Genomic DNA, 22,456 nt, shown 5'->3' with positions numbered 1-22,456 from the left:
GTAACGATAACCGAGAATTATCTACCGTGCTTTGCTCCGTTATTGTGCCAATTTTTAACGGCATGGACTTCCTGCCGGAGTTCTACGCATCCCTCGAAAAGGCACGGCCAGAGGCAGGATGCGAAGTTATTCTCGTTGACGATTGCTCTGCTGAACCAGTCATGTCCTGTTTGCCTTCCGGTCTAGCAGATAACCAGCTGACCATGTTGCGAAATACTGAAAACAGGGGCTATGCGGCCACAGTTAACAGAGGGCTGCAAGTTGCCAAAGGTGATGTGCTTTTTGTTCTCAATTCGGACCTTGTCTTACAGTCGGATTGCTTACATGCCCTGTTGGATTTTCTGAACAAGAATTCCAGGGTCGGTGTGGTTGGAGCCAAACTGACCGCACCGGATAGCGGGTTGATCCAACACGCCGGCATGGCTTTTGGCCGACATTCTCGACGGCACGTGTTCTTGGGGCAACAGCCAAACCACAGCCTCTGCAACAAAGTGCGCGCTTGCCAAGTAGTCACAGGAGCCATCCACGCCTTTGGTCGTCAGACGCGGGATGCGGTCGGTTTTCTGGACGAGCGCTACTTCAATCACAACGAAGATCTTGATTACTGTTTGCGAGCTCGAGCCATTGGGCTGCAGAATTACTACCTGCCGTCAGCAGAGGCTGCGCATTGGGAAAGCGTGTCTGGTCCTTCACGCTTTATTGGGCAGGAAGAAGCGGATGCCCTTTTCTGGACCACTTGGGGTGGACAGGTCGACACCGACCTCAGGCCCATCGCCGACGAGATGGTTCAACATCTGATTGCAACGGGTTTAGGAGCAAGTCTCGAGTCGTTTGATGTACTCAACTTCTGCAAATCTCTAGACGGGGACCTGATACTTGATGCGTTGCGGCAGGCTTTGCCAAACGCAATTGGATCGGTGGACCGCATTAACCCGTATCGGTTGAGGTCTCAAAACCTCTCCTTTTCGATGCTGCTGCCCCATTGGTGGCAAGACAATCCGCGACCCTATCTGTACCTCGTTGACGAGATCGGGCGGCTTTCAGAGAACTGGCAATGGTTCCAGCAGCGCCGTGAGGTATGCGGGCCCGAAATCATTATCGATGCAAACCTGCGGCACGTCTTGGTCGGCATGTCCGAAGCAACCTAGTATGCGTAGATGTCGAACATCCCGAGCTTGAGACAATCTACACTGTCGTGGCTTGGCCGGTCTGCACGCAGCTTAGTCAATCCGGTGTCTTCGAAGTACGACTTTAGAGAGGGAAATGTATGGTAAGTTTCCTGTGCCCTGTCGTGTTTAGCTTTAGCCAGGATACAGACCATCTGCGCGATCGCAGGACGCAATAAACCCATCCGCAGGGAGGTGTCGGGGGTGCTTTCCGCATCAAGACTGGCCAGCATCAGATCCAAAGCTGATAGTGCAAATACTGTCCCGCGTTCGGTAACACCGCTTTGTTGCTGCTCGACTTGGGCAAAGTTATTTTGCGCTGAAAATAGAGTCTCCTGCTGTCGAGCGCGACCAGCACTTACGATCGACTTCGAGAACCATTTCAGCGAAGCTTCTGCGTCTTGCACGGTGTTTAAGGCGCCCAACAGTAGCGCCGCAGCGGCAGCCTGTGGCTGATATCCAAGTGCAAAGGATGTCGCAAAAATTTCAGCCAAATCCTGAGTGACATCTTTGGTCTCTGCAGTGCGCATTGCGGCGTCACTGATCTCGTCACGCAGCAGCCTGTGGACACGTGCGCGACAGATATGAACGCGGTGCATGTACAACTCCTCAGGGCCTCGAAAAACGCCATCTGCCTGAGTGTCCACATCAAGAAGCTGGTCCAAAGCGGCACCGCTGTCGAACCGTGAAGTAATGACGCCGTGTGTCGAGATGGCGTTCAATGCGCCGGTCGCTCTGCCTAAAAGGCGGCGCGCGTGGGGCAAAGACCGGCCTGAAAACAGCTGGGCGGTCTGCATGTCACCAAATGCTGCATATGCCAGTGCGCAAGCAAAATTCCCGTGCATGGCGCTCATGTCATATTCATCACTGCCCGGAACCAATAGATCCAACGTGGCTTGTATCTCGCGCGTGACCGACATTGCGCGCGTGGGCTCGCCGTTATTTCGCAGCGCCTGCACGCGGGTACATTGCAGCCTTATCCGCGCCATAAACAATGATTGTAGAAGACCCGTGTCAAAAGCGGTCTTCTTGCGCGGCAGATTTTCCTGACAAACCAAAGCGCGCTGCAGCCGCTGATCTGCCAAGACCCGTTCACCGCTATCAATCAGTGTCTCGCACAGGGCAACTTCCTGTAGGCAGGCAGAAACAATATCGGGAGCACCAAGACGTTCTTGTCCGGTTTTGCTCCAAGCAAATGTGTCGACAAACAACTGCACAGCGCGCATTTGCAGGGCAATGTTGCCACCGTAGGCCGCACGTTCGATCACGGCTTTTAATCCGGCTTTCTTAGTGTCCCAGTCCGCACTTTCCTGCTGAAGAGTGGCGCGGGCTTGCAAGAACTGGGCCTCAACCGACAGGTCGGGACACGCTTCAAGCCAATCGAGGTAGAGGCGGACATAATTCTGCGTAGTGGCCTGAGCTGGTGCTTCACGCTGTATCGCCTGAAAATAGTGTTCGTGCTCGAAACGCACCTCAGCATCCAACGCTGCAGAGGCCGGTTCCGGAATGTTCAGAAACCCGATCCGTTCCAACGCGTCATCTGTGATATTGGGGGCAAGATTCTCACGCAGATGAACAAAGAGCCCATACGGCACAGCGTCATCAAAGTGGCCGACGGACCGGAGCAAAAAGCCTAGCTCCGGAGCTGTCCTGTCCAGATAAGCCAACCGCGCTCGAATGGTCTCGAGCAAGGAAGGTCCAGCACGGATAGTCTTGGAAACAGGCCGTTTGGCAATAACCCGGCCCACGGTATGGTTGAAATCGACATGGCCAAGATCCCTCAGTAGCTTTGTAAATTCGATGATTTCAAAGGGCGTGCCGCCTACGTGCGTCTTGACGTATTGGGTCAGCGAGCGTTTGAACTCGCCGCTGGGAAGACCCGCCTCCTTTGTGGTTGGATCGTCCTGGAATAGCCACTCCACAAACCCGTGGCTTGTGGTGCGATCCCAAATCGGACAGTCAATCCGATCACAAGCCACACGCGTCAGAAACCCTTCAAAAAGCCGGGTTGTCTGTCGTTCAGTACCGCCCAGTGCTTCTTCAAAAACTCGACCCTCCAAAATCACCATCAGCGGCATCCGGTGTTTCTGATCGGAGTGCTGGTCCGACGGTCCAAAGAACTGTTGAAGCTGCCAGAGCAAGGTCTCCAGCAACCGCAGAACGTCAACACTCGCCCAGTGGAGATTGCGCAAGTGCAGCAGAATTGGCGCCTGTGCCGCGCGACGATGCGCAAGCAGAATGAATACCGCGATAAGGTCCTGACTACTCAAGACCTCCGTTGATGTGTCTGCCGAAAAGACTACCTCAATCGATGGTCGTGCCCGGGCGGCAAGGGCCGGATCAAGCGTTTCGACGGCGCTCAGAACATCTTCGTCTGAGATGGGCGTATTGCGATCTTTAAGGATCAGATGCGCGAGCAAATTTGCTAGGAATTGGTGTGGCTTTTCCAGCGTCGTGGGATGATCAATCGCAACATACTCGCCGCCGCGGCGACGGACTACATGCCCGAATTCCTCGCCCAGCCTGGTTTTGCCGACACCGCCTTGACCCACAAGCGCGATGACTTGGGGACCAAGCGCCTCGGCCCGAGAAAAAGCATCTTCAAGGTTCACAAGGATCGGGCCGAAAGGCCTTCCGAAGAAGGGAACGCGATGGCTTTTTTGAACGCGCACCGACGGTAAAGCATAGGAGTTTACCGTGCCTTCCGGCATCCAGTGGTCCAGTCCGCCCAAATCTATTGTCCCGGGTCGGTGGCATGCGAATTCCAACTGAAAGAACGTCTCGAACGGAGTGAGCCTGTCGTTTCGCTGAATTACAAACTTCAGGCCGCCCTCTTGCTCATCGCCAAGCGGGGAGATCAACCTGACGGCAGAGTCTTCTTTTGGCTTCCACACCAAATGGACTTTGTCAGTGGATTCCAGTCCATTGTGTGTCATCTTCACATCGACCAGAACAGGCGCACCCGTCACTAGCCGATCATCGTTTCTTGTGACAAAGTCAAACCGTGCCTCAGGAACGGTACGGCTCCACAAATAGGAAAGGATGTTCTCGGCATCTTCTTTGGAGAGCGCTTTGCGCAACAGCGTCGACACGACGTCATGATGGCGCCTAAACAAGGCTTCTATCTTTCCGCGGTCCAAGATGTGGCAGTGTCGGCGCAACTCTCCCTCCAAGGTCTGGCGTGCTGCCGAAATACGCGCACCGCTCAGACGGGCAGACACCGCTGCAATGAAGAAAGTCGGATGCAGCTCGCGCCCCATCTTCAAAAGGCTTCCAGCCAATTCATCGACAAGCGCTTTTGGTTTCTCGCGCTTCTTGCATTGCCCTCCGACCAGCAAAGAGGCTTCAATCCCTAGTGTCTTGGAGTTCAGAAACTCTCCACGACCGACAAAATCGATCCCATGATCTGCCTGATTGCGCGTGACTTCCCAGCTAAAATCGGGGCGCAGCCTCGCCATGACCGCCGCTACCGCGATTTCAAAAACCTGGTACTTTCCGGGGGCATCTCCCCCGGACGTATGAAGGCAAAATTCCTCGAGTTCTTCTTCAGTCCAGCGAACATCCGAGCAAAGCCTACTCCATACCATGGCTTCCAATTGAAGGTCATTGTCATCGGAAGTCACGTAAGCATAATTCTCGGTTATCGTTACAGCAGCCAAATAGCATGGCTGCTTCGGTTGAAATCTTGGATCACCCTACAGTTGCAGACGCAGTGAGTCATCATGCTTTTCGCACTGCGCGAAGTCATACCTCACTGTTGCCAAAGCAAATTTGCTCGATTCCTTTGCTGTTTTGAAGGGGTTGGAAGTCGTCGATAAAAGATGGCGGCCCCAGAGCCGCAAGTGAGGGAACATGAGCACAATTCGGATCGACGATTTTGAGAACTACTGCCGCGAGCAACTTGGGCTGAGCGAACACAGCCTGCGAGCGTACCGACAGGATCTAACCGCATTCGCAAAGTTCAAACAAAGGGCGAAGTTAAACGATCCTCCTTTGGCCACCGACATCATCGACTTTCAGAAGGACCTTAGAGAGGAACAAGGAGCGAGTCCGGCAACGATCCGGCGCCGATTGGTGACGCTCAGATCCTACTATGGCTGGCTTTGCGAAAATGACGCTACCGGTCCATCGCCATTCGAAGGTCTGCGACTAGACATGAAGGTACCCAAACGCCTCCCCCGTCCTGTCGATCGTCCAACTCTCGGGATCGTTTTCAGGTCGGCGCAGCACATCGTGCAACTTGATCCCAGCGATGAGCTATCCGCATCGACGGAATTTCCGGCCTCGCAGATTACTGGATTGATAGCGAGGCTGCTTATCGTGACGGGCCTACGCATCGGAGAGCTGACTTCACTGCGTGTGTGTGACGTATCCGGTGCCGCGACGCGTATCCGGGTACGAGGAAAAGGCGACCGCGAACGTACCGTTTACGTTGCCAACGATCGACTACAAGCCGATTTCAGACGCTTTTGGGAAAGTCGCTCGGATGTTGCCGGTTCTCAGGCGTGGCTGTTCACCAATTCGATAGGACATCGCCTTACTCCCCAGGCATTTAGAAAAAGGCTCAGGACACTCTCCAAATCACTAAGAATAGAACCGCACCTTACCCCACACCGGTTTCGGCACTCTGCCGCGACGTTGCTTATTGAGGAAGGTGTCGACATTAGGTTGGTCCAACGCCTTCTCGGTCACGCTAGCATCGCAACGACAGAGATTTACACGAAGGTCTCAGACAACTCACTGAGCTCGGCGATTTCTGCCGCGGATACACTGGCGACCGTGGATGCCTGAGCTTACAAAGCCAAGCCGTTACCGTTGACGGCTACGTTCGTTCTCGGAAGGCAACTGTGCAATGTCTCTCAAGCAAATGACTTGAGAGACATTGCTGCTATCGCCCGTGTTGTGGTAGCGCTAGCGTCAAAATGTGTGTTTTCGCATGACGAAGGCCTGCAGGGTTCCAACGTCGAAGCTTGAAGCCAGCCAAAATTGAGCGTCAGTATAAGGGGTGAGAAACACCTGAACGCAGATTTGGCCGTGGCAAAACTGAACGCACCTCTATCGAAGGAACGGGAAAAGACGATCGAAGTGCTTGTGGGGTTCTTGAAGAAGGCCCGGCTTAGGTGGACTCTGTTGCTTTTCGTCTGTTTCGCTGGGTTGCTTGCCAACTTTGCGTCGACCAGTCAGCCTCAAATGCCTTCGGATGCGCTGAACGTCGTACGAGCCTACGAGCGATTGCGGGACATGGATCTAGCTGCAACGAACCACTCCAGCAGCTGGCAAACCTGGCTCCCTGGAGAAGCGATTGCCAGAATACGTGACGCCCAACATGCCTTAAGTGAAGCAAAGGACAGGCTGGCAGAGCGAGGTCTCGAAAGCCGATCGCTCGAGCTATTCACACTGGGTGCAGAATTCGAGGCCCTCGCCAATGCAATAAGTGAGTTCACTGATTCCCCGCCACCCAGTGATCTTCTTAGCTGGAGCGGATCTCAGATTAACGACCTGCTCCGGATCTATACCGGATTGGAGACGTTTGCTGCAGCGGAAACCGGCACCGAGCGCCAAATCGATCTCGGTGATACGACTGTAGTTGAAAGAAATCCCGGCTATTCCTCGACGTTGCGAGACATCGAAGCGTTTGCCGAAAAAATCAACGGTGCAGAAACTGCGGCAGAAGCCAAGGCCATTACCAACGCGGTATCCGTTATCGAAGGCAGCCTGCTCGAATTGTCGAAGCCCTATCCCGGCTGGCCGGAAGACATTGGGGAGGATTTAGCCAGTATCGCCAAAACCCTTGAGGAATGGCATGTCTGGAAACTGTCGTCTGCGGTAGAGTCCGCGAAGGCGCAGATTGCGGCTGGTGAGCTTAACGCGGGATCAATTTCAGCGGCCGGTTTGTCGATTCCTGGAATTGTGATCAAATTTCTGCTGCCGCTGCTCGCCTTTGGAATAGCAATCGACATTGTTCTGACACTGTCAAAAGCGGTACGATGGGTCGGCAATGCGATGGCCCAGCAGGATGCCGCGTTTCACGTTGGTCTATTTCCCTGGATCCCGGTTTTAATTTTCGGGGGAAGAGCGCAGACCGGCGCAATTACAAAACTTCTCTCGTGGATTGCGCTGGCAATCCACCTTTCTCCTCCTGTTCTTCTCGCAGTGCTGATCTATGGCGGCACGGGATTCCCTGTTGTCACGATGATCGCTGTGTGCGCCGTTTTTGCCGTTTTCGTTTGCCAGATCGCAACATTGCGATTGATTGGCCAACTATCTCAACAGCCGTCGGACGAGGTTCACTATAAACTCGAAATAAACGCGCCAACGGCCGATCTGATAAGAATCCACCTTGAACGCATAGATGTCGCTTGGACATCACTTATAACGGTCTCTGCTGCTGCTTCCATTTTCTTTGTCGCGTTTTTATTTGTGCCCGCAGAATTACTGGGAGATCGACTACAGCTTTCGAAGTCAGGCGGAATCCGTTCGGAACTTGAAGTGGTTTATGACCAGAGGTTCAAGGAGCACCGGGATACGTATGAGGCATGGTCCAAGACGGTGGACGATGCCTTTCACCAGCTGACATTTATGCAAATTTATTTTCCAGAAAATCATCCGGGCTACGCGTTGATAGAGACGCTGAATGAAAAGCTGCCGCTCTCCACCTATCCTTCGGCCAAGAGCAACTTCGATGATATCGTCTCTGAGGACCGGGCTTCGCTGAGTCAGCTGGATCTTTACGACGTCAATGACCTGATCGAACTTCTCTACCTTCAAAATTTAGACGATATCCAAAGCCCCCTCGAAGAAATCCGGGAAAGCATTCGAGCGACTCCGCTGCCGGAAGAGGTGGTTCCCGATCTTCCCGATTTCCTGCAAATGCGCCAAGCAGACGCAACGACTGATCCTCCTTTAGAGCCGCTATATGGCAAAGTGTCCGGCACGCGAGATTCTTTCAGCTCCCCAAGCCCGCCACTTCCGATCACATACCGTCAGTGGGTTGAAAAGGGCGGTTTTGCCTATCGGCTAACGCCTCTACCACAGCGTGGAGAGGTCGATGAATTCCATGCGTTTATGAACGATAAAGGGTTTACCAGGATCGAAGGATTTGATCTCTATGCGGCCGCCTACGCAGACTTCGATCAGCAGCTTGGCACCATTAAGCTAAGTCTTTTTGGCGTTGAGGTTGACCGTCGGATCGCTGCGACAGTCGCCTCTTGGCTGATCTTGTTGCTCATGGCGTTGCTTCTTCTACGCCTGATCGTCGCCCGAAGAACAGTCGACGCAATTGAAGATCAAGAGAGCTGTGCGACGATCCTGTTCGGAACCGGCGTCACGTTTCTGAATGCGAGTGGAACTGAGAGACCGTTGCAGGCCTACTGTGCCAGCACTCTGTTGTTGGCTTTTCCACTTCTCGTGATTGGACTTATCAGATGGTTCGCCGCGCCGTCCGCTGATCTCTTGGACCGGAGTCTAATCCCAGTGGTCGCCAGTATTTTGCTTGCGGTCTTGAGCGCGAGTCATCGCATGGCGTTGTTAAGCATTCTGCCGATTAGAACGAAGAGCCCTGATAGAGTTGATGTTGAAGAGGTTGCGTCTTGAAAGGGACACTAAGAAACACTTTTCGTCGGTCAGGCATGTCCAGAGATCAAGCGCTCAGAATGAGCTCGGTGGATCAGGCCAAGACCATCGACCAATGTCTCTCGATTTTGGATGAGTACGAAGACTGGGAGAACTATGAAGAAGGCGGCACGATGATGCACCGCGTTCTGCAACCCTATTTTGCGCTATCAGGGTATAAATTGCGCGCTGAACCAGAGGTGGCCAATCAGCATCGGTTCGACCTTGTGGGCGACAATATCCTGAAAGGTGATGACCGCATCCTGGTCGATTACAAATTCAACCGAGAAGGCAGCCCTCGGTCCCTTATCCCGAACGCTATCATCGAATTCGTGGCCAATCTATCTCCGTCCGATGTAAGTCGGGTCATCATGGTCTCACCCGAGGGCTTTGATACGAATGTGGCGGCAGTCAGCACGCGGAGCGCCGGTCCAAGACTTGAACTCTGGAGCTTTGACGACGTCAAAGACAGACTTGTCAGGTTGCGAGATTCAAAACCAGTCGAAAACAAATACGTGGAACTGGTTTTGGACTTTGTCGACAAACTTGCACTTGCCATCGCCTACGAAGAGCTCGACTTGCGTCGTCTGGAATGGCGAGAAGTCGAACGCCTGGTTGCGCATGTTTTAGCTGAGCTAGGATACGCGACCCATTTGACAGAAGGAAGCAACGATGGCGGGCGGGATGTCGTCGTCGTGGATGTCCAGCAATCAGGGATCCCGGTTTTCAACATTGAAGTCAAACACTGGACGAGTGCCAAAGTCGGAAAGAAAGAGGTAAAACGCGTCCTTGAAGTGGCCTTGAGAGAACGTCGGGATGGTGCTGTTCTATGGGCATCCAGCGGGGTCGGACCGACAGCCATCGAAGCGCGAAACGAAAGCCAGGTCGACTATTTGCACTTCGCTGATGGCAATAAACTATCGATGGCATGTCGAAGTTTTGCAAGGAAACATGGCGGCCTCTGGAGCGGCATCAGGCCTTTCCAATCGTTCATTCTGGATTCGTCAGATTGAAATCAGGCTTTTCTGATCCCTGGAGCATTGTCCTTGATATCTGAATCGATTGGATACCTATGAGTTTGTTTTGTGGTTCACCCGTATGTGGAGGTGGATTATTGCCAAATCGCAATCACCGGACACTCGGGAAGGTGTCGTTGCTTCGGTTGATGACGGCCTGCCGTGTCATGAACCTGCACGACGTTTGCGGATATCTTTGGCTGTTCCGTTCGCTTTCCTGCCCGCTGCCCACCACCGTCAACCAGGCACACACCTCAATACAGCCGTCCGGGTGTCACCGGACGAACCTCGACCGGAAAGCCCTCAAACTCGGTGACGTTCCGATACTTCTCAATCAGCGATGGCCTTAAGCTGAGGATGATGCGATCCCCCTCTACGCTCGGCTCTCGGAACACCGTGCCGTCATGCGGACCAAGGTCTAAGCTCTCCCACAGGCGGCGTCTGACAGACGCACGCGCGATGGACGACGTTTCACCTTGATCGGCCATCATCAAACCCCGTGACCGGAGACAAGCCTAACATCGAAGGCGTCGAGGATCGGCTGGATCGGTAGGATCATGGCCGAGTTGTCCCGCGTGCCCGCAATCACAAGACCCACCGCTTTGCGCGCCTTGCCACCAACCGGCCGCGTCACGACCAACGCACCGGAGTCGCCCGGAGACGCAAACGGCGCACCGCCGGAGTTGGCCGCCCAGAGGCTGTCGATAAAGACCGCTGCTTCGAATTTCTTGGTCATGCCCAGATCCGGAAAACAGGTGACCTTGAACTCTATTTCGATGGGATGAAGGAAACGTGTCACCATCGTTCCCTGAGTCATCCCCGAACTGCGACCGACCTTCTCGACCTCCAGCAGCCCTTCGTCCTCGTCATCGTCCAGATCATGCACCACCGTCGGGGTGTCATAGTGACCGCCTTGAGAAGACGAAACCGCCGAATCCTTGCTGACCCTGAATAATGCGGCATCCAGGTTTGGGCGAACACCAATCGTCGCCGGGTCTCCTGGAACCAGCGGTAACGCGTGCGCAAAATGGCCAATCACACGAGGGTCGGGCCAACTTGGCACAACATCCTGAACACCCGGTGCAACAATCGGCATCCCTTCACGCAGATAACCGCACCCCGCTACGACGTGCCCGCAACTCAGGCCAAAAAGATCGCCATCAGCATTTCGAACAAGGGCGCCAAACGTCCCTGCGCCACGGTCATTGCCCACGCTGATCGACGTTCCACAGGTGATGCGCCTTTTCACCAGAACCGGCGCTGTTGCGATCTGAAGCTGCGGCGCAGAGCCCGGACCTTGTGGGCCTATATCGAGCGACCTGAAGATGATCGGAATGTCTTCGCCAACCGCCTCGTGCATCAAGCGTTGATCCGCCTTCGCATAGGCACGGGTTGTATAGATGACGACGGCCTCCTTCTGACGGTCTTTCGCCACGGCCACGACAGTACGCTTCGACAGAGCGTCTTCGGTTTGATCGGCGAATGTGCGTGCACCACCAAGAAGGTCTCCATCGATTTCATCAGCGTCCGGCACACCCATCCGGCTGTCCATCAGGTGCTTTTCGGCCAAGGCGCGCCTTACGGCATGTGCCATCTCATCAAGGCGTGTCGTCAAGGGTTTTCTCCGCCTTCACTCGCTTGAACGAGCAATCTGTCCGAGCCCAATGTGCCATCCGGCAAGCGGGCCTGCAATTCATACATACCGGGCTCCAACGCCTCGCGCAGCACAATGGTCAGGTCGGTTGCCCCCTGCACCATGCCGACACGACGCTCTATTGCGTCAAAGGCTTCTTCTATCTCACCTCTTGACGTCAGCGCCCGAATGCTCAGTTGCAGCTCCACATCCGCGTCAAGCGGTTGCGCAAGCGACACCAGCGCCTCGGTCCGGAACTGACCGCTCTGCCCCACCACGCCGAGGACAGGCACCGACAATTGCAAAGACTGCCCGACAGCCCCTGCCACCGGATCACCAGCGCTGTAGATTACGACATTGCCCGAAACGCCCAGAAGTGCGCGCACCGTCTGCCTGAGCTTCCTGTTGTTGATGATGTCGCTGTGCTCTCCCGGCAGGATCATCGTCGGAAGATCGCCGCCTGCAGCGCTGGTCAGAGGCACCGTTTGGTCGCCGCTGTTGTCGTCATCCACACGTTTCAATGCGCCGGCATCCGCCATTCGCGTCGCCGTCGTGAAGCCTGTGCCCGCAAACTGGAAAGCGCCAATGTCGTCGGGCCAAGGCCGCGCCAGAATGTCATGCAGTTTCCGGTTTGCGTTCAACGATGCCTCCAGAAACCCGTTCTGCCGTCCGAAATCCCCATAAAGATCAAGCGTCCGGACTTGTTGTCCTTTGACCGTCCAAACAATCGGCTCTCCGGGTGGGGGCAAAAGCTGGTAGGGGGCGCGTAGTGACGGTTTACCTTTCAGCGCGGCAAAGGCCCGGCCCGGAATGCCAGTGACCTTTTCCATCCCAAGAAGCCGCACCAAGGCAACGGCAGCGCCTCGAAACGGGGAAGCCATTGTAATAGTTTGATGCAGAGCAGCGCGCCATGGCCGGCCGACATATTGCGGATCTTGCACAAGAATACGAGCGACCAGCCCCCCATAGAGTGGGCCACCAAATGAATGCGCGTCGCGCCGTCCGCTACGAGCGCATCCAATCGGTTGGCAATATCCGGGGCCGTAACTTCCAGCAAATCCAAACGCCAGTCATATGGCATCAACTCAAGTCGCTTCCCGGTCCCGTTGCGCGTGAAACCGGCGTCCTCCAGATCACGCAGAAACCCACGATAGATGTTTTTGAGGCAGACCTTCTCGACAACCGTTGGGGCCTTTAGCGGCGTCTCGTCCAAAAGCGCATCAATCTTCCACTGGGCCAGTTCACTGATAGCTTCGGACACGTCTGGCGGCCAGACCTTGCGGTCATCTGCCGTGCGTAACTCCGATCCCAGAATACCAGGTAGGAAAACAACAACTTCCATCTTCAATTCCTTTCATTCGAATTCCTCGTCCATGCGGTCCAAAAAAACCGCACCCATAGAAACGCGGTCCCCAGCAATACGACGACAAAAACTAGGTCTGCCAAAAAGAACCACTGCCAAGCATCCTTGTGCGGATAGATTCTGAAACAGGGGCTCTCCCGGCAATCAGAGGCAAAACTCGCTGCGCGAGAAGCCCAAAACCCGTCTGCAAGCGATGCAGTCGCGTCCCAATCCGCAACAACGCTTTTCCTGACATATTGATAAAGCGCCGCGTAGAGCGAAATTAGCGGCACAATGACAACGGCCGCAAAACACACTCGGGCGACAAGACTGTCGCGTGGCCCCTCCTTGCCCTCAAGAACCGTAAGTCGCGGAATAGAAAGTCCCTGCCCTGTCCGTGGCGTTTTTGGCGTTGCGCGCCACACAACAAGTCCCATAAGCAGAAGCATCGCGCTCAGAAGCCATGCGCCCAGATAGCCCCAATTTACGTCGATCCAATCTGCGCCCGACTGACTGGGTGTATCAAACAAAGACGTTACGCCCGCCGAGAGAAACAAGAACAAGGCAACGGCTGTGGATACAGCCGTCGTCGCCAGCCACGTCCATAGCGTGTCTAATGGGCCCCTCATCTCTAGCATGTCCAGCCTCCCTATAGCCGCGCGTCAGGATCGAGATTTACATACACCATCGCTCGAACCGTGATGATCTGATCCTCATTCGCCTTCACATTGGCGCAGGCTTGTTCTTCCGCAGCCACCTCGGCGCGTTCATCGGCGTTGGACGGAGCATTCTCAGCCGGTATCGGTGCACCCTCGGTCGAAGAAACGCCGAAGATGGATATGCTATGCAATCGCTCGCTGGTACTCCGAACCATAGGCTCCGTCGATGACCCATCCTGTTCAAGGATCGAGTTCAATTTTGCGATCCAAAGCCCCCGGCCTTGGTGCTCGAAGACGTCGTTGATGGACACCAATTCCGGACTTGCAGGGGTCTGATGCCATTCAACCGCAGGACTATAGACGATACAGATGCCGTGATTGAGATTCTCGCGCATGGCTACGCTGTCGATAGGGGTTTTCGCTTCGCGGTCGATCCGCTGAATGTGCAACTGGATCCATACATCATGAGGGCCTGCTGCGACTTCCTCGTAAAAGCGCGCATGAAACGGGATATCCAGGCTTCGCTCCATCGGAATGGACACCGTCGGCTCACAGATCGCACTGGCATCAATACCGTCGGTTTGGACCGGTGGAGGCAAGTCGCCGAACGCCCCGCGCCGGTTGCCTTCTGTTACCATCGCTGACTCTGTAAAATTTTGACTTTCAAAGTAAATTTTACAGGCCGGATTACTGACAGGTACCTTCAAGAGGCGGCCGAACTCCGTCTGACCGTGAAACAGAAGTGTGGGCGTCCGCTTGATGCTGTTGCTAATGATCTTAAAGACAGGCGTGTCGGGATTTTGTCGCCTAACGTCAACAATTCGGTCAAAGCTGCTGCCGATTGCTGCGTCATAATTCTCTGAAACAATGGAATTTTTTACGTGGCCTTCTGTACCAAGGATCGCGTGTGCGCGGTTTCGGAGGTATGATGTCTCGGTGTCAAGAAGCTCGATCAAAACCAGAGCTGCAGCAACGACGATACCAATTGTAGCTGTGTAGGCTGACGTGCCCCAGGTTTTGGTATCGCTCAGCTTGAAACGGTTCTCTTCTCGCCACTCCTCAATGGCGTCCTTCGCCAAACGCTTGACTTCTGCTTCGGTCGAACGTCGGATCTCGCCTTGCGTGGCCGCGCGCGCCGCAAGTGTGTCTTCGAGCGTCCGTTGTTCGTCGGCTTGGTCTCCGAGATCTTTATCGTCCGTCATACCCGGCCCCTTATTGCAAAATCTCAAATCCACGAAGGGTAAGATCCCCCTTCGCGGTTGCTGTTACTGTCAGCGTATTCTTTCGTGCGGCCAGCGAAAGGTCCGAAAAACCGACCTCACCTACTCCACTCAAATGGAAACCCTCGCCAACAGGACCGTTAAGGGCCGATCGCAATTCCGCTCCCATCGTCTCGAGTACACTGTCCAAACGAACCGTCAGGTGGTCCGAGACAAAAGCATTGGCCATCGACAATGCCGCGCTTTGAACAAGCCTGTTCTGACCATCAACGCCGCCAATTGCGATCTCATCGAAGACAAGCGACTGCGTCTCGCCGTCAATCCGCGGCTTCGCGCGCACCTGCACCGCCCCATTCAGCGCACTCAGCAAACCGCCATCGGCTTCGATGTCCAAATTGACGACAAGGATCTCTCCCGCTGCAACAAAATCAGCCTCCGTGACAACAACGGCGATGTCGTCGAATCGCGCCGGCAATACGCCATTGACCATTCTCGACAGGTTCTGAAGCGGTATGTGCGCCGGGACAGACAGTTGGAAGCCATCGCCCAAGAGATCCGTCAGATCAGGCAGCGGCAGACGCCCAGGGCCCTCCGGGCTCATGTCAATCGATGCGTCAAAGCCGATCGTCATGCCCGCAGTCAACGTATTACCAACGGTCTCCAGTCCATGAAAACCGAACTGGTTCGGACGAATGTGCAGGAAAGCCTTTTGGTTGCTCGGCAGGCTAATAGCAATGGGCGCTTGAAGATCCCGCCAAAGCGCTTCTGCCTCACCTCTGACATCCAGTTCGGCCAACATCCCCGGAATCGTGGCCTCGAAGTCCGCTAGACCCGCGCGCAAAGGCCCTTCGATCTGACTTCCGATGCTCACTGGAAACCGATTGAACAACTGAAACTCCGGACGTTGAAGCCATCGAAAGTCGGTATTGGTCTCAGCTGCAAGTGTCCAATCCGGGCGCAACTCGGGCGTGATCGCCACATTGAACTCCGCCATCGCGCGCACAGTCTGCCGTATATTCTTTCCAATCTCTCCCCTGCCCCGAATGGTTCCAGACCCGGCGATGTCTTGCCGAAGAATGATCGTTGAGCCGCTGCCAGACACACTGACGGGTCCAGTGCGCTCAACAGTCTCGGTGATCGTGCAATCAATACGTGGCGTCACTTCCACACACCGATTCTTCATAGTGACTTTCAGACCGCGAAATTCCGGAACTTTCGTGCAAACCCGCTCTGGCTCGGCACAGACCTGCGCCGTTTCCCGCCTGTGCAGCGTCACCGGAACACTTTGTTCCAGAACACTCGAAACGCCGGGTAAATCGATCTGTGTTTCGACGGTGATAGAACTTCGGCCTTCGGCACTGGCATCGTGCACCGAAGCGCCCAAAACAACACTTGGACCCAATAGCGCAGCAGAGACAAAGCTGCGTGTTCGAAAATTCAACATTGAAACCCCCTTATTTGAATAGCGTTTGCTCCGTGCTTAGCTCACAAATCAGCTTCTGGTCGAAATTAGGAATTGAGTATGCCACGTTTCGATCACTCAGCCTTCATCAAATCGCGCTGCGATAAACTTACCGCCGAACTCAGAGCTGCACCCGGATAGCCAGTTCACTAGGTCGTCGAGCGCCGATCGTCACGCCGCTGTCCTCCAAGGCGCGGAGGGCATCATTGAACCTCGGTTGCTTATGGCTGTGCTCCATCTGGATGAAGCTGGAGAAGACGATGTTGAACCCACCGCCGGGCCGCGCGGCGTGGAGCCATTCGAGAGTCTCCGGGTCAGGATTGTCGTGTGTCCCATCACTGCAGAAGACATATGTGTCTGCTGTCACCTGCTCAAAGAAATCCTGATCGACATTGCGGTCACTGCCATGGTGAGGGGCCTTCAAGACGTCGAAGTGCATCGGCATACCCGGGGTCTTGCCTGCATGCTCATGCAGGCCTTCGAGAATATCGTCACCGCGTGCGTCACCAGTCACCAAAACCGTCCGGCCCTCATGCGTCAGGATCGCGACAATCGATGACAGGTTTGCAATTCTATTGTCCGCCATTGCAGCGATTTCGGCGGGATCGAGATCAGGGTTCCAGTGCTGCTGAAGCTCGGTCGCGCGCACCGCGCTCGGGCCGGTTACCAGAATGTGCAGATCGCCCGGCAGCTCGGCCTCTTTGCCCGCAAGAACCAACGTGCCTCCAAAAGGTCGGTTGCCGTCGAGACCTAGCTCGACAAGGTTGTCTCGCAGCCCTCTGCCCTGCCCCAGACCTGCAAGGATCATCTCTGCCCGATGATCCTCAGCGTCTCGGAGCGCCTCGAATGGCATCGCATGACCGCCTTCAATGGCGGCCGTCACACTATTTTCGACACTAGAGAGATTTGGGTTATCAGCGCCGCCGGTCAGGTCTGAGAAGCTGTTGAACCAGAACCGCTCAATTTCTGCCGGGACCACATCACCAGGGTCCGCACGGAGGATTTCAGATGTCAGTTGTAAAAGTCCAAGAATGTGGTCCTGATCGATGTGACTGACCATCGCCAATTCGAGCTGCACCGGCATGCCCAAATCTTCCAGATAGGGCCGCAGAAAAGTGTGATAGACGCCGCCCGGCCCGCAATCGACCAGCATGCGTTTCGGATCGGCCTCCGGCCCCCAGCTGATGACAAGGCAGTCGCCATTTTTGGAGCCGAGCACATCGATATTGAACATCTTTTCCTCCGTCTTAGTGGTGTTGCAGCGCACGCAGGACATCGACCATGCCGTGGCCTTGGAAGGCCGGGTCACGGTCAAGACTGGTCGCCGTTTCGATAATCAGGGATTTGACGTCGAATGGACGGCCTTGAAGCTCTGGAAAGCGCGCCATTAACAAGGCAGCCGCACCGCTGGCATGTGGCGCCGCCATGCTGGTCCCGGAGTCGCGAAGGATCCTGTTTTTCAAAGTGGGCGCGAGGATCTTCTCGCCAGGTGCCACAACATCAGGCTTGGTCCGGCCATCGACGGTTGGCCCACGGCTGGAGAAGTAGCTGATCCCATGTGTGTGCGGGCGCTCTGAATGGACACTGCCAACGGTCAACACATGCTCTGCATTGCCGGGATCCATGATGGTGCTGGTGCCGTAAGCTTCGACAAGCCTGGTGTCCTCGCTTCTCAAACGGTTGTAGCCGGTGTTCCCCGCCGCGGCGACGACCAGGACACCGCTTGAAACCAATGTATTGGCCTCTCGGCAAACCGGCGTCTGCCCGCAGCCATAACTTCGCACAATATGTCGCAACTGAAGGCTGACGTTGACGCCCTGTACCAGCTGTCGCCGCTGCTGACGGTTAAACCAGCCCACAAACTGCAGCGCCGCCATGACGACAAATTCGTCAGACTGACCGTTGGCACCGCACACGCGCAAATCCAACAGTTTCATGTCGGGACACATGCCCTGAAGGCTGCGATCGACGCGTTCAGAGCCATCACCGGGATCGGCCTCTCCCGGCAAAAGATCACCCGCCAGAATGCCCGCCACATGCGTGCCGTGCCCGTTCCGCGGCGCGATATAGTCCTCATCCTGCGGCACCCAAAGCAACGGCTCTAGGAGCGGCCAATCCAGATGAGCCCCCCGAGTGATCTGGCTTTTTATCCCACTCGCCAGCTCTTCCAGATCAATCCGCTCGATGTCGTCTGCCAAAAGCGCGGCGATCAACTCCATTGACGCCGACCTCCGATGCCCAGCATCTATCCAACGCTGAAGTAGATGAGCCAAAACCGCATCAGCAACGTCCAGATCAGGATGCGCGTCTTGAATTTCCTGCGTTTTTGCGCTGTCGAATAGCTGGTCCCATTCATTGTTCAGAAACCGTTGTAGCCGCGTGAAATCATAAGTCTCTCGGACCCGGGACGTGGCCGCGCCGGGTCCGTTTTTGGCACGATCCTGAAAGGCCGGATGGCGAGCGTCGATCCCACTGTCGATCACCGCCCAAGTCAGCCCATTACAAGAGATGTCAAAGACGTTCTCGGCCGCGTCGACCTTGACCGTTCGCCGTGACATGCGCGTCGCCAGACTGGCAGGGCGGCTGATATCAACACGCCAGATCGGCGCGGCTATCCCAGCGTCAAATTCGCGCTGTCCGGCGATCAGTTGGTTCAACGTCTGCCCATAGCGCTGAAGCCCCCCGCGGAAAAAGCCGCGGAGCACGCCAAAGACTTCCCGACCGCTCTCTTCTGTCCGGTCGAACTCTGTTTCGGTGACGTCCATCAAGGCCCCAGTGAGCTGGTGCAGATGGGCCCATCTGTCTTCTCCTTGGCGTGCAGCATCATCGGCACTGCGAATGGCCAGCCAAGCAACCAAAAAACGCCAAAGTATCAGGGACTTTGAACGTATGACGATGGATCTGATCTGGGCCAGACCCTCGCTCCGGGCAACGCCCTGAACCTCGCCACGCCATGCGTCCACATGTTTGGCGTCCAGCGCGCGAAACCACACGGTTTGTGGCAGGATCAATGCGATCAGATCGTCCATATTGGCTTGCGCCAGGGTCAATTCCCCGACCGAAAAGATCTGCAACCTAGTGTCCGCCTCTCCCGGCACCAGCGGTCGGGCATCCCTGAGCCTGTCGGCGGCGTTCTCAAGCCTCATCCGGTTGTTCAGCTCGATCAGCAAACGTTGCTTGCGATCCGGGTTGGCGGCAATCTCGCGCCAGACGCCAACCCGGATGGGCGTTTCTGAAAAGAGCGCGGCCTCGGACGTGGCGGCAAAAGAGATTAGGACGTCTTCAAGCCCCTTCAACGAACGGGCGCGCATTGGATTATCCCGCATTCCCTACGCCTCCTTCCAAGTCAGAAGTCTGATGCGGATGCGGTATCATGCGTCGACAACGTGCAGCACGACCCCTTCCCCGCTTGCCACATGACCAACACAGGCTTGCAGCGCCGCGGAGCCATCCCGAAGCGCGATTTGCCCGCCCTTATTGCCCAGCTGAGGATGAGCGGCGGTTTCGCGGGAAACGACGATGCGGCGCGTCTTCTGCGGCTCAATCTGACCTTGGAGCGACTGCGCCCTGTCGGACTTATCCCGAAGCGTCCAACCGGTGATGTCCACGATCACCGACCCGGTATCTTCGACGTCGACCCATTCGCGCCCGATATCAGACCCTTCTGGGTTAATCAGAGCCCGCCGAATGCGCACAATGCCGCTGTTCTGATCGCCGGCATGCTCTCCGACAGGCACAACTACGTCCGCCTCAGTGCTTTCGATCGGCGCGATGAACTTGGCCCAGAAAGACCTGATCCGATCGCCGCGCGTCTGCTCTTCCGTTGTGTTGCGATAGAGGACAAGAGGAAAGCGCCCATTCATCAGCATCACCGCCTTCTGGTCGTCTTTCAGGCCGGTTGCGGCACTCGAATAACGTCCGGCAACGCTTTCGTAGAAGGCAATCCTGCCCAGTGCCATTTGTAACTCCGGACTGGGGCCGATGAAGAACCCACCCAGATCCTTATCGAGTTTACCTATAGGCTGGCCGTGAATATCAAGCTGAGTCCAGCTCATCGCGACCGTCGCGACATATGGAAAGCGCGCACCAGCCTTGGACGTTCGATTGAAGTTACCATCGTAGTTGAAGCCACGGAAATCGACGCGCCCGCTTTGCTCATCAAGATAGAACTTGATCCATGAATGATAGCCGCCGATGCCGTTGCCCTTCAGCTTCCCCTCACCCACCATCACATGCTCAAACCCTAACGCATGCGAGATCGCGATGTTGTTGAAGTGGTTGGTATAAGGCTCAAACCACATGCGCAGGATGTCGGACCGCAGCGCCTCGGCGCTCAGCTCAGGGACCAGATCCTCGCGAACGAATGCCTCAGCACGACGCATAACATCCGTCTCCAACATGGCATCCAGAAACCTCGCAATTTCCTGATCCTCGACGGCGTTGTCGCCCAGGTGGTCCTCAGACAAGCGCGCGTTGACGACGTAGTTGTTCAACAGGTCAATGAAGGCGGCGTAGGTCGGACGAGAGAGCTTTTCCGGATTGCCGAAATGAAACAGCGGCTCCGGCGCGGCATCGCCCGCGCATGTCGCCTCTAACTGCTCGTCCACCAGAATGTCTGCATCAGAATGAACCCAGTTGCCCTGCGTGTCCCGACCGCTAGCTGTGCAGCCACCGTTTCTTAGATCAATATCCCAATGCTCTTGGTAAATGTTAGAAGTCATAGTGTGTCACCATCTCAAAAAGAACCGTCCGTAATTACGTCAGCTTAAGTCAGAATAACTCAGGATCATCCAAAAAAATTTTCGTAGCCCAATTAAGAAGCCGCGAGAAAACGCCAAGACTTCAAATAACAATTCGTTCAGGGCAATTCTGGGTCAAGCGGCGTCTGCTTCATTACGCCATCATCCACCACGCAAGCCAAGTCGTATCGCGTCAGGGCAACAATATTGGGTCCCATTATCGTTACCGGTCTCGCCCCGAGCCTCGAGCGGACGGCACCCAGTTCTGCACCTCTTGAGTTAGCAGAACCGAACGCTTTCTTGTCCACCAGTTCATGCTGATAGAAGGCATCGACGATCGCCGTCGTGGCCGGAAGGCTGGATGCCGCGCAAGGACCACGACCCGGACACAGGTGTAATGGAGTTGCTGTTTGGTGGTGAGGCGGCAGCCCCACGGGCACATCTATATCCAGCAAGCGGCTTTTTTGGGCATTATCAGGCGGCCGATTTCAACCTCTATGCCCATTCGATGCTTTCTGGCGCCCGATCGCAGCCTGAACACAGGGAGGTGCTCACACTCGTGTACCCTGAAACGGTCGATATGTTTCTGTCGGCAAGCCAGTCGCAGCGCTGGTAGGACGGTATCTTGTTGACAGATCGAGAAACTCGTGTGTCGAGCTCGAAGCTCGGACCGCCAATCACGATGGATCTAGCTGGCGCCCGACGGGCGCTGCAAAAAGTCTCGTTGCCGGCTTGTTAATCCCAATCGCGACTGCAAGCCGCGACGCCCTGCCCCTCAGTTACAACTGAGAGACACTGCCACATCCGCACACACCACCGCGTACTGCGGCTTGTTCGCCGGGACGGTTCCGCCCGGGACGTTCGGCGCCTGCTTCGTCGCCGAACCACCGTTGGAGTTCACATAACTCTCCAGATTGGTCTGAAGGCTCTTCCAAAGCTTGTCCGCCCCTTCGAACGCCGTTTCTTCCGCTGCACTGACAAGACTCGGGTACACGCGGTCAAAGGCGCGCGTGTAGAACTCCATATGACCACCAACTTCACGAAGCCCAAACTCCCGGTTTCCGGCTACCGGGTGATCTCCAAAACCCAATACCAGCGCCTCATCAGTCACAGGGGAAAACACCCAAGAGAATTCACTGGTTCTCGACACAACGACAGCGGCCTCGTCGTTGCCCACGCCGCCGAGCGTGCTGATTTGAAACACCATAATCGTGCCGAGGAGCGCTGTGCTCTGCGAGCCCCAGTCACCGGTGTCATCGCCATTGTACCCATCAAAGCTGGCGACGGACTGGTCAAAGAAGCTGTTGAGGTTCTTGCGAACGTGCCAGAAGAACTGCTTCTTGTTCATCCCCGATGGAAGCGTATCGATCCGCACGACATATTCGTCGACGTTGACCGCACTGCCGGTCCCCTCGTCAATCCGCTGGACCTTGTAGTCCTTGGCAGAATGCCCCCGGTTGGCCCGCGCCTGCTGTAGAGGCGCCGCATCCGGCTTGAAATTCGCAAGATCGACCCACGGCGACCAAACTTCAGCTTGACTGGGGCTAGCAGCGAGCCACAGGGCCGCCACCGTGAAGAGCAGATTGGTTCTCATTGCATCATTCTCCG

At 55.6% G+C, this 22,456-nt stretch carries 16 protein-coding genes; 5 read left to right on the top strand and 11 right to left on the bottom strand.

Going from position 1 to position 22,456, the window contains the following annotated elements:
- The coding region (locus ISX84_RS05640; RefSeq protein WP_195819318.1) for a glycosyltransferase family 2 protein at positions 1-1,148 on the top strand (1,148 nt) is incomplete at its 5' end.
- On the opposite strand, the gene ISX84_RS05635 is transcribed toward ISX84_RS05640, so the two are convergent.
- Positions 1,145-4,825, bottom strand: a complete 3,681-nt coding sequence (locus ISX84_RS05635) for an ATP-binding protein (protein ID WP_195819317.1) — start codon at positions 4,823-4,825, stop codon at positions 1,145-1,147. The two genes, ISX84_RS05640 and ISX84_RS05635, sit on opposite strands and share 4 nt — an antisense overlap.
- A 193-nt stretch (positions 4,826-5,018) precedes the next feature.
- Between ISX84_RS05635 and ISX84_RS05630 the strand changes: the two genes are divergently transcribed.
- From ISX84_RS05630 to ISX84_RS05620, 3 genes are all read left to right on the top strand, one after another.
- Positions 5,019-5,957, top strand: a complete 939-nt coding sequence (locus ISX84_RS05630) for a tyrosine-type recombinase/integrase (protein WP_195819316.1) — start codon at positions 5,019-5,021, stop codon at positions 5,955-5,957.
- Positions 5,958-6,200: 243 nt separating this feature from the next.
- The gene (locus ISX84_RS05625; protein ID WP_195819315.1) at positions 6,201-8,759 is read left to right on the top strand and encodes a hypothetical protein; all 2,559 of its coding nucleotides are present in this window, start codon (positions 6,201-6,203) and stop codon (positions 8,757-8,759) included.
- Between the two features lie 59 nt (positions 8,760-8,818).
- Positions 8,819-9,790, top strand: a complete 972-nt coding sequence (locus ISX84_RS05620) for a restriction endonuclease (RefSeq protein WP_195819314.1) — start codon at positions 8,819-8,821, stop codon at positions 9,788-9,790.
- A gap of 493 nt (positions 9,791-10,283) precedes the next feature.
- Here ISX84_RS05620 and ISX84_RS05615 read toward each other — a convergent pair whose 3' ends face one another.
- From ISX84_RS05615 to ISX84_RS05575, 9 genes are all read right to left on the bottom strand, one after another.
- Entirely contained in the window at positions 10,284-11,408 is a 1,125-nt protein-coding gene (locus tag ISX84_RS05615; protein WP_195819313.1) for a hypothetical protein, read from the bottom strand.
- Entirely contained in the window at positions 11,405-12,256 is an 852-nt protein-coding gene (locus ISX84_RS05610; RefSeq protein WP_195819312.1) for a hypothetical protein, read from the bottom strand. The genes ISX84_RS05615 and ISX84_RS05610 overlap by 4 nt, the downstream gene beginning before the upstream one ends.
- On the bottom strand, positions 12,211-12,768 hold the full coding sequence (locus ISX84_RS05605; RefSeq protein WP_195819311.1) for an esterase/lipase family protein: 558 nt from the start codon (positions 12,766-12,768) through the stop codon (positions 12,211-12,213). Before ISX84_RS05605 ends, ISX84_RS05610 begins: the two co-directional genes overlap by 46 nt.
- 2 nt (positions 12,769-12,770) lie before the next feature.
- Positions 12,771-13,406 carry a hypothetical protein gene (locus tag ISX84_RS05600; protein WP_195819310.1) on the bottom strand — a complete coding sequence of 212 codons (636 nt, stop codon included), beginning with the start codon at positions 13,404-13,406 and terminating at the stop codon, positions 12,771-12,773.
- Positions 13,407-13,417: 11 nt separating this feature from the next.
- Positions 13,418-14,629 (bottom strand): hypothetical protein, encoded by a 1,212-nt coding sequence (locus ISX84_RS05595; RefSeq protein WP_195819309.1) that lies wholly within the window; start codon positions 14,627-14,629, stop codon positions 13,418-13,420.
- Between the two features lie 10 nt (positions 14,630-14,639).
- Complete coding sequence (locus ISX84_RS05590) at positions 14,640-16,091, bottom strand: DUF4403 family protein (RefSeq protein WP_195819308.1); 1,452 nt, start codon at positions 16,089-16,091, stop codon at positions 14,640-14,642.
- A gap of 139 nt (positions 16,092-16,230) precedes the next feature.
- Positions 16,231-17,262, bottom strand: a complete 1,032-nt coding sequence (locus ISX84_RS05585; RefSeq protein WP_195819307.1) for a hypothetical protein — start codon at positions 17,260-17,262, stop codon at positions 16,231-16,233.
- Between the two features lie 94 nt (positions 17,263-17,356).
- Entirely contained in the window at positions 17,357-19,435 is a 2,079-nt protein-coding gene (locus ISX84_RS23430) for a S8 family serine peptidase (RefSeq protein ID WP_326838706.1), read from the bottom strand.
- A gap of 45 nt (positions 19,436-19,480) precedes the next feature.
- On the bottom strand, positions 19,481-20,830 hold the full coding sequence (locus ISX84_RS05575) for a hypothetical protein (protein ID WP_195819306.1): 1,350 nt from the start codon (positions 20,828-20,830) through the stop codon (positions 19,481-19,483).
- A gap of 379 nt (positions 20,831-21,209) precedes the next feature.
- Between ISX84_RS05575 and ISX84_RS05570 the strand changes: the two genes are divergently transcribed.
- A complete protein-coding gene (locus tag ISX84_RS05570; RefSeq protein WP_195819305.1) occupies positions 21,210-21,464 on the top strand; it encodes a hypothetical protein in 255 nt (84 codons plus the stop codon).
- 159 nt (positions 21,465-21,623) lie between these two features.
- On the opposite strand, the gene ISX84_RS05565 is transcribed toward ISX84_RS05570, so the two are convergent.
- A complete protein-coding gene (locus ISX84_RS05565; protein WP_195819304.1) occupies positions 21,624-22,442 on the bottom strand; it encodes a hypothetical protein in 819 nt (272 codons plus the stop codon).
- Positions 22,443-22,456: the final 14 nt, after the last annotated feature.

The sequence above is a fragment of the Roseobacter sp. MH60115 genome (assembly GCF_015644665.1).
GTDB lineage: Bacteria > Pseudomonadota > Alphaproteobacteria > Rhodobacterales > Rhodobacteraceae > Roseobacter.
Note: the sequence above shows the minus strand (reverse complement) of the source record. Positions and strands in the feature narration are given on the sequence as shown.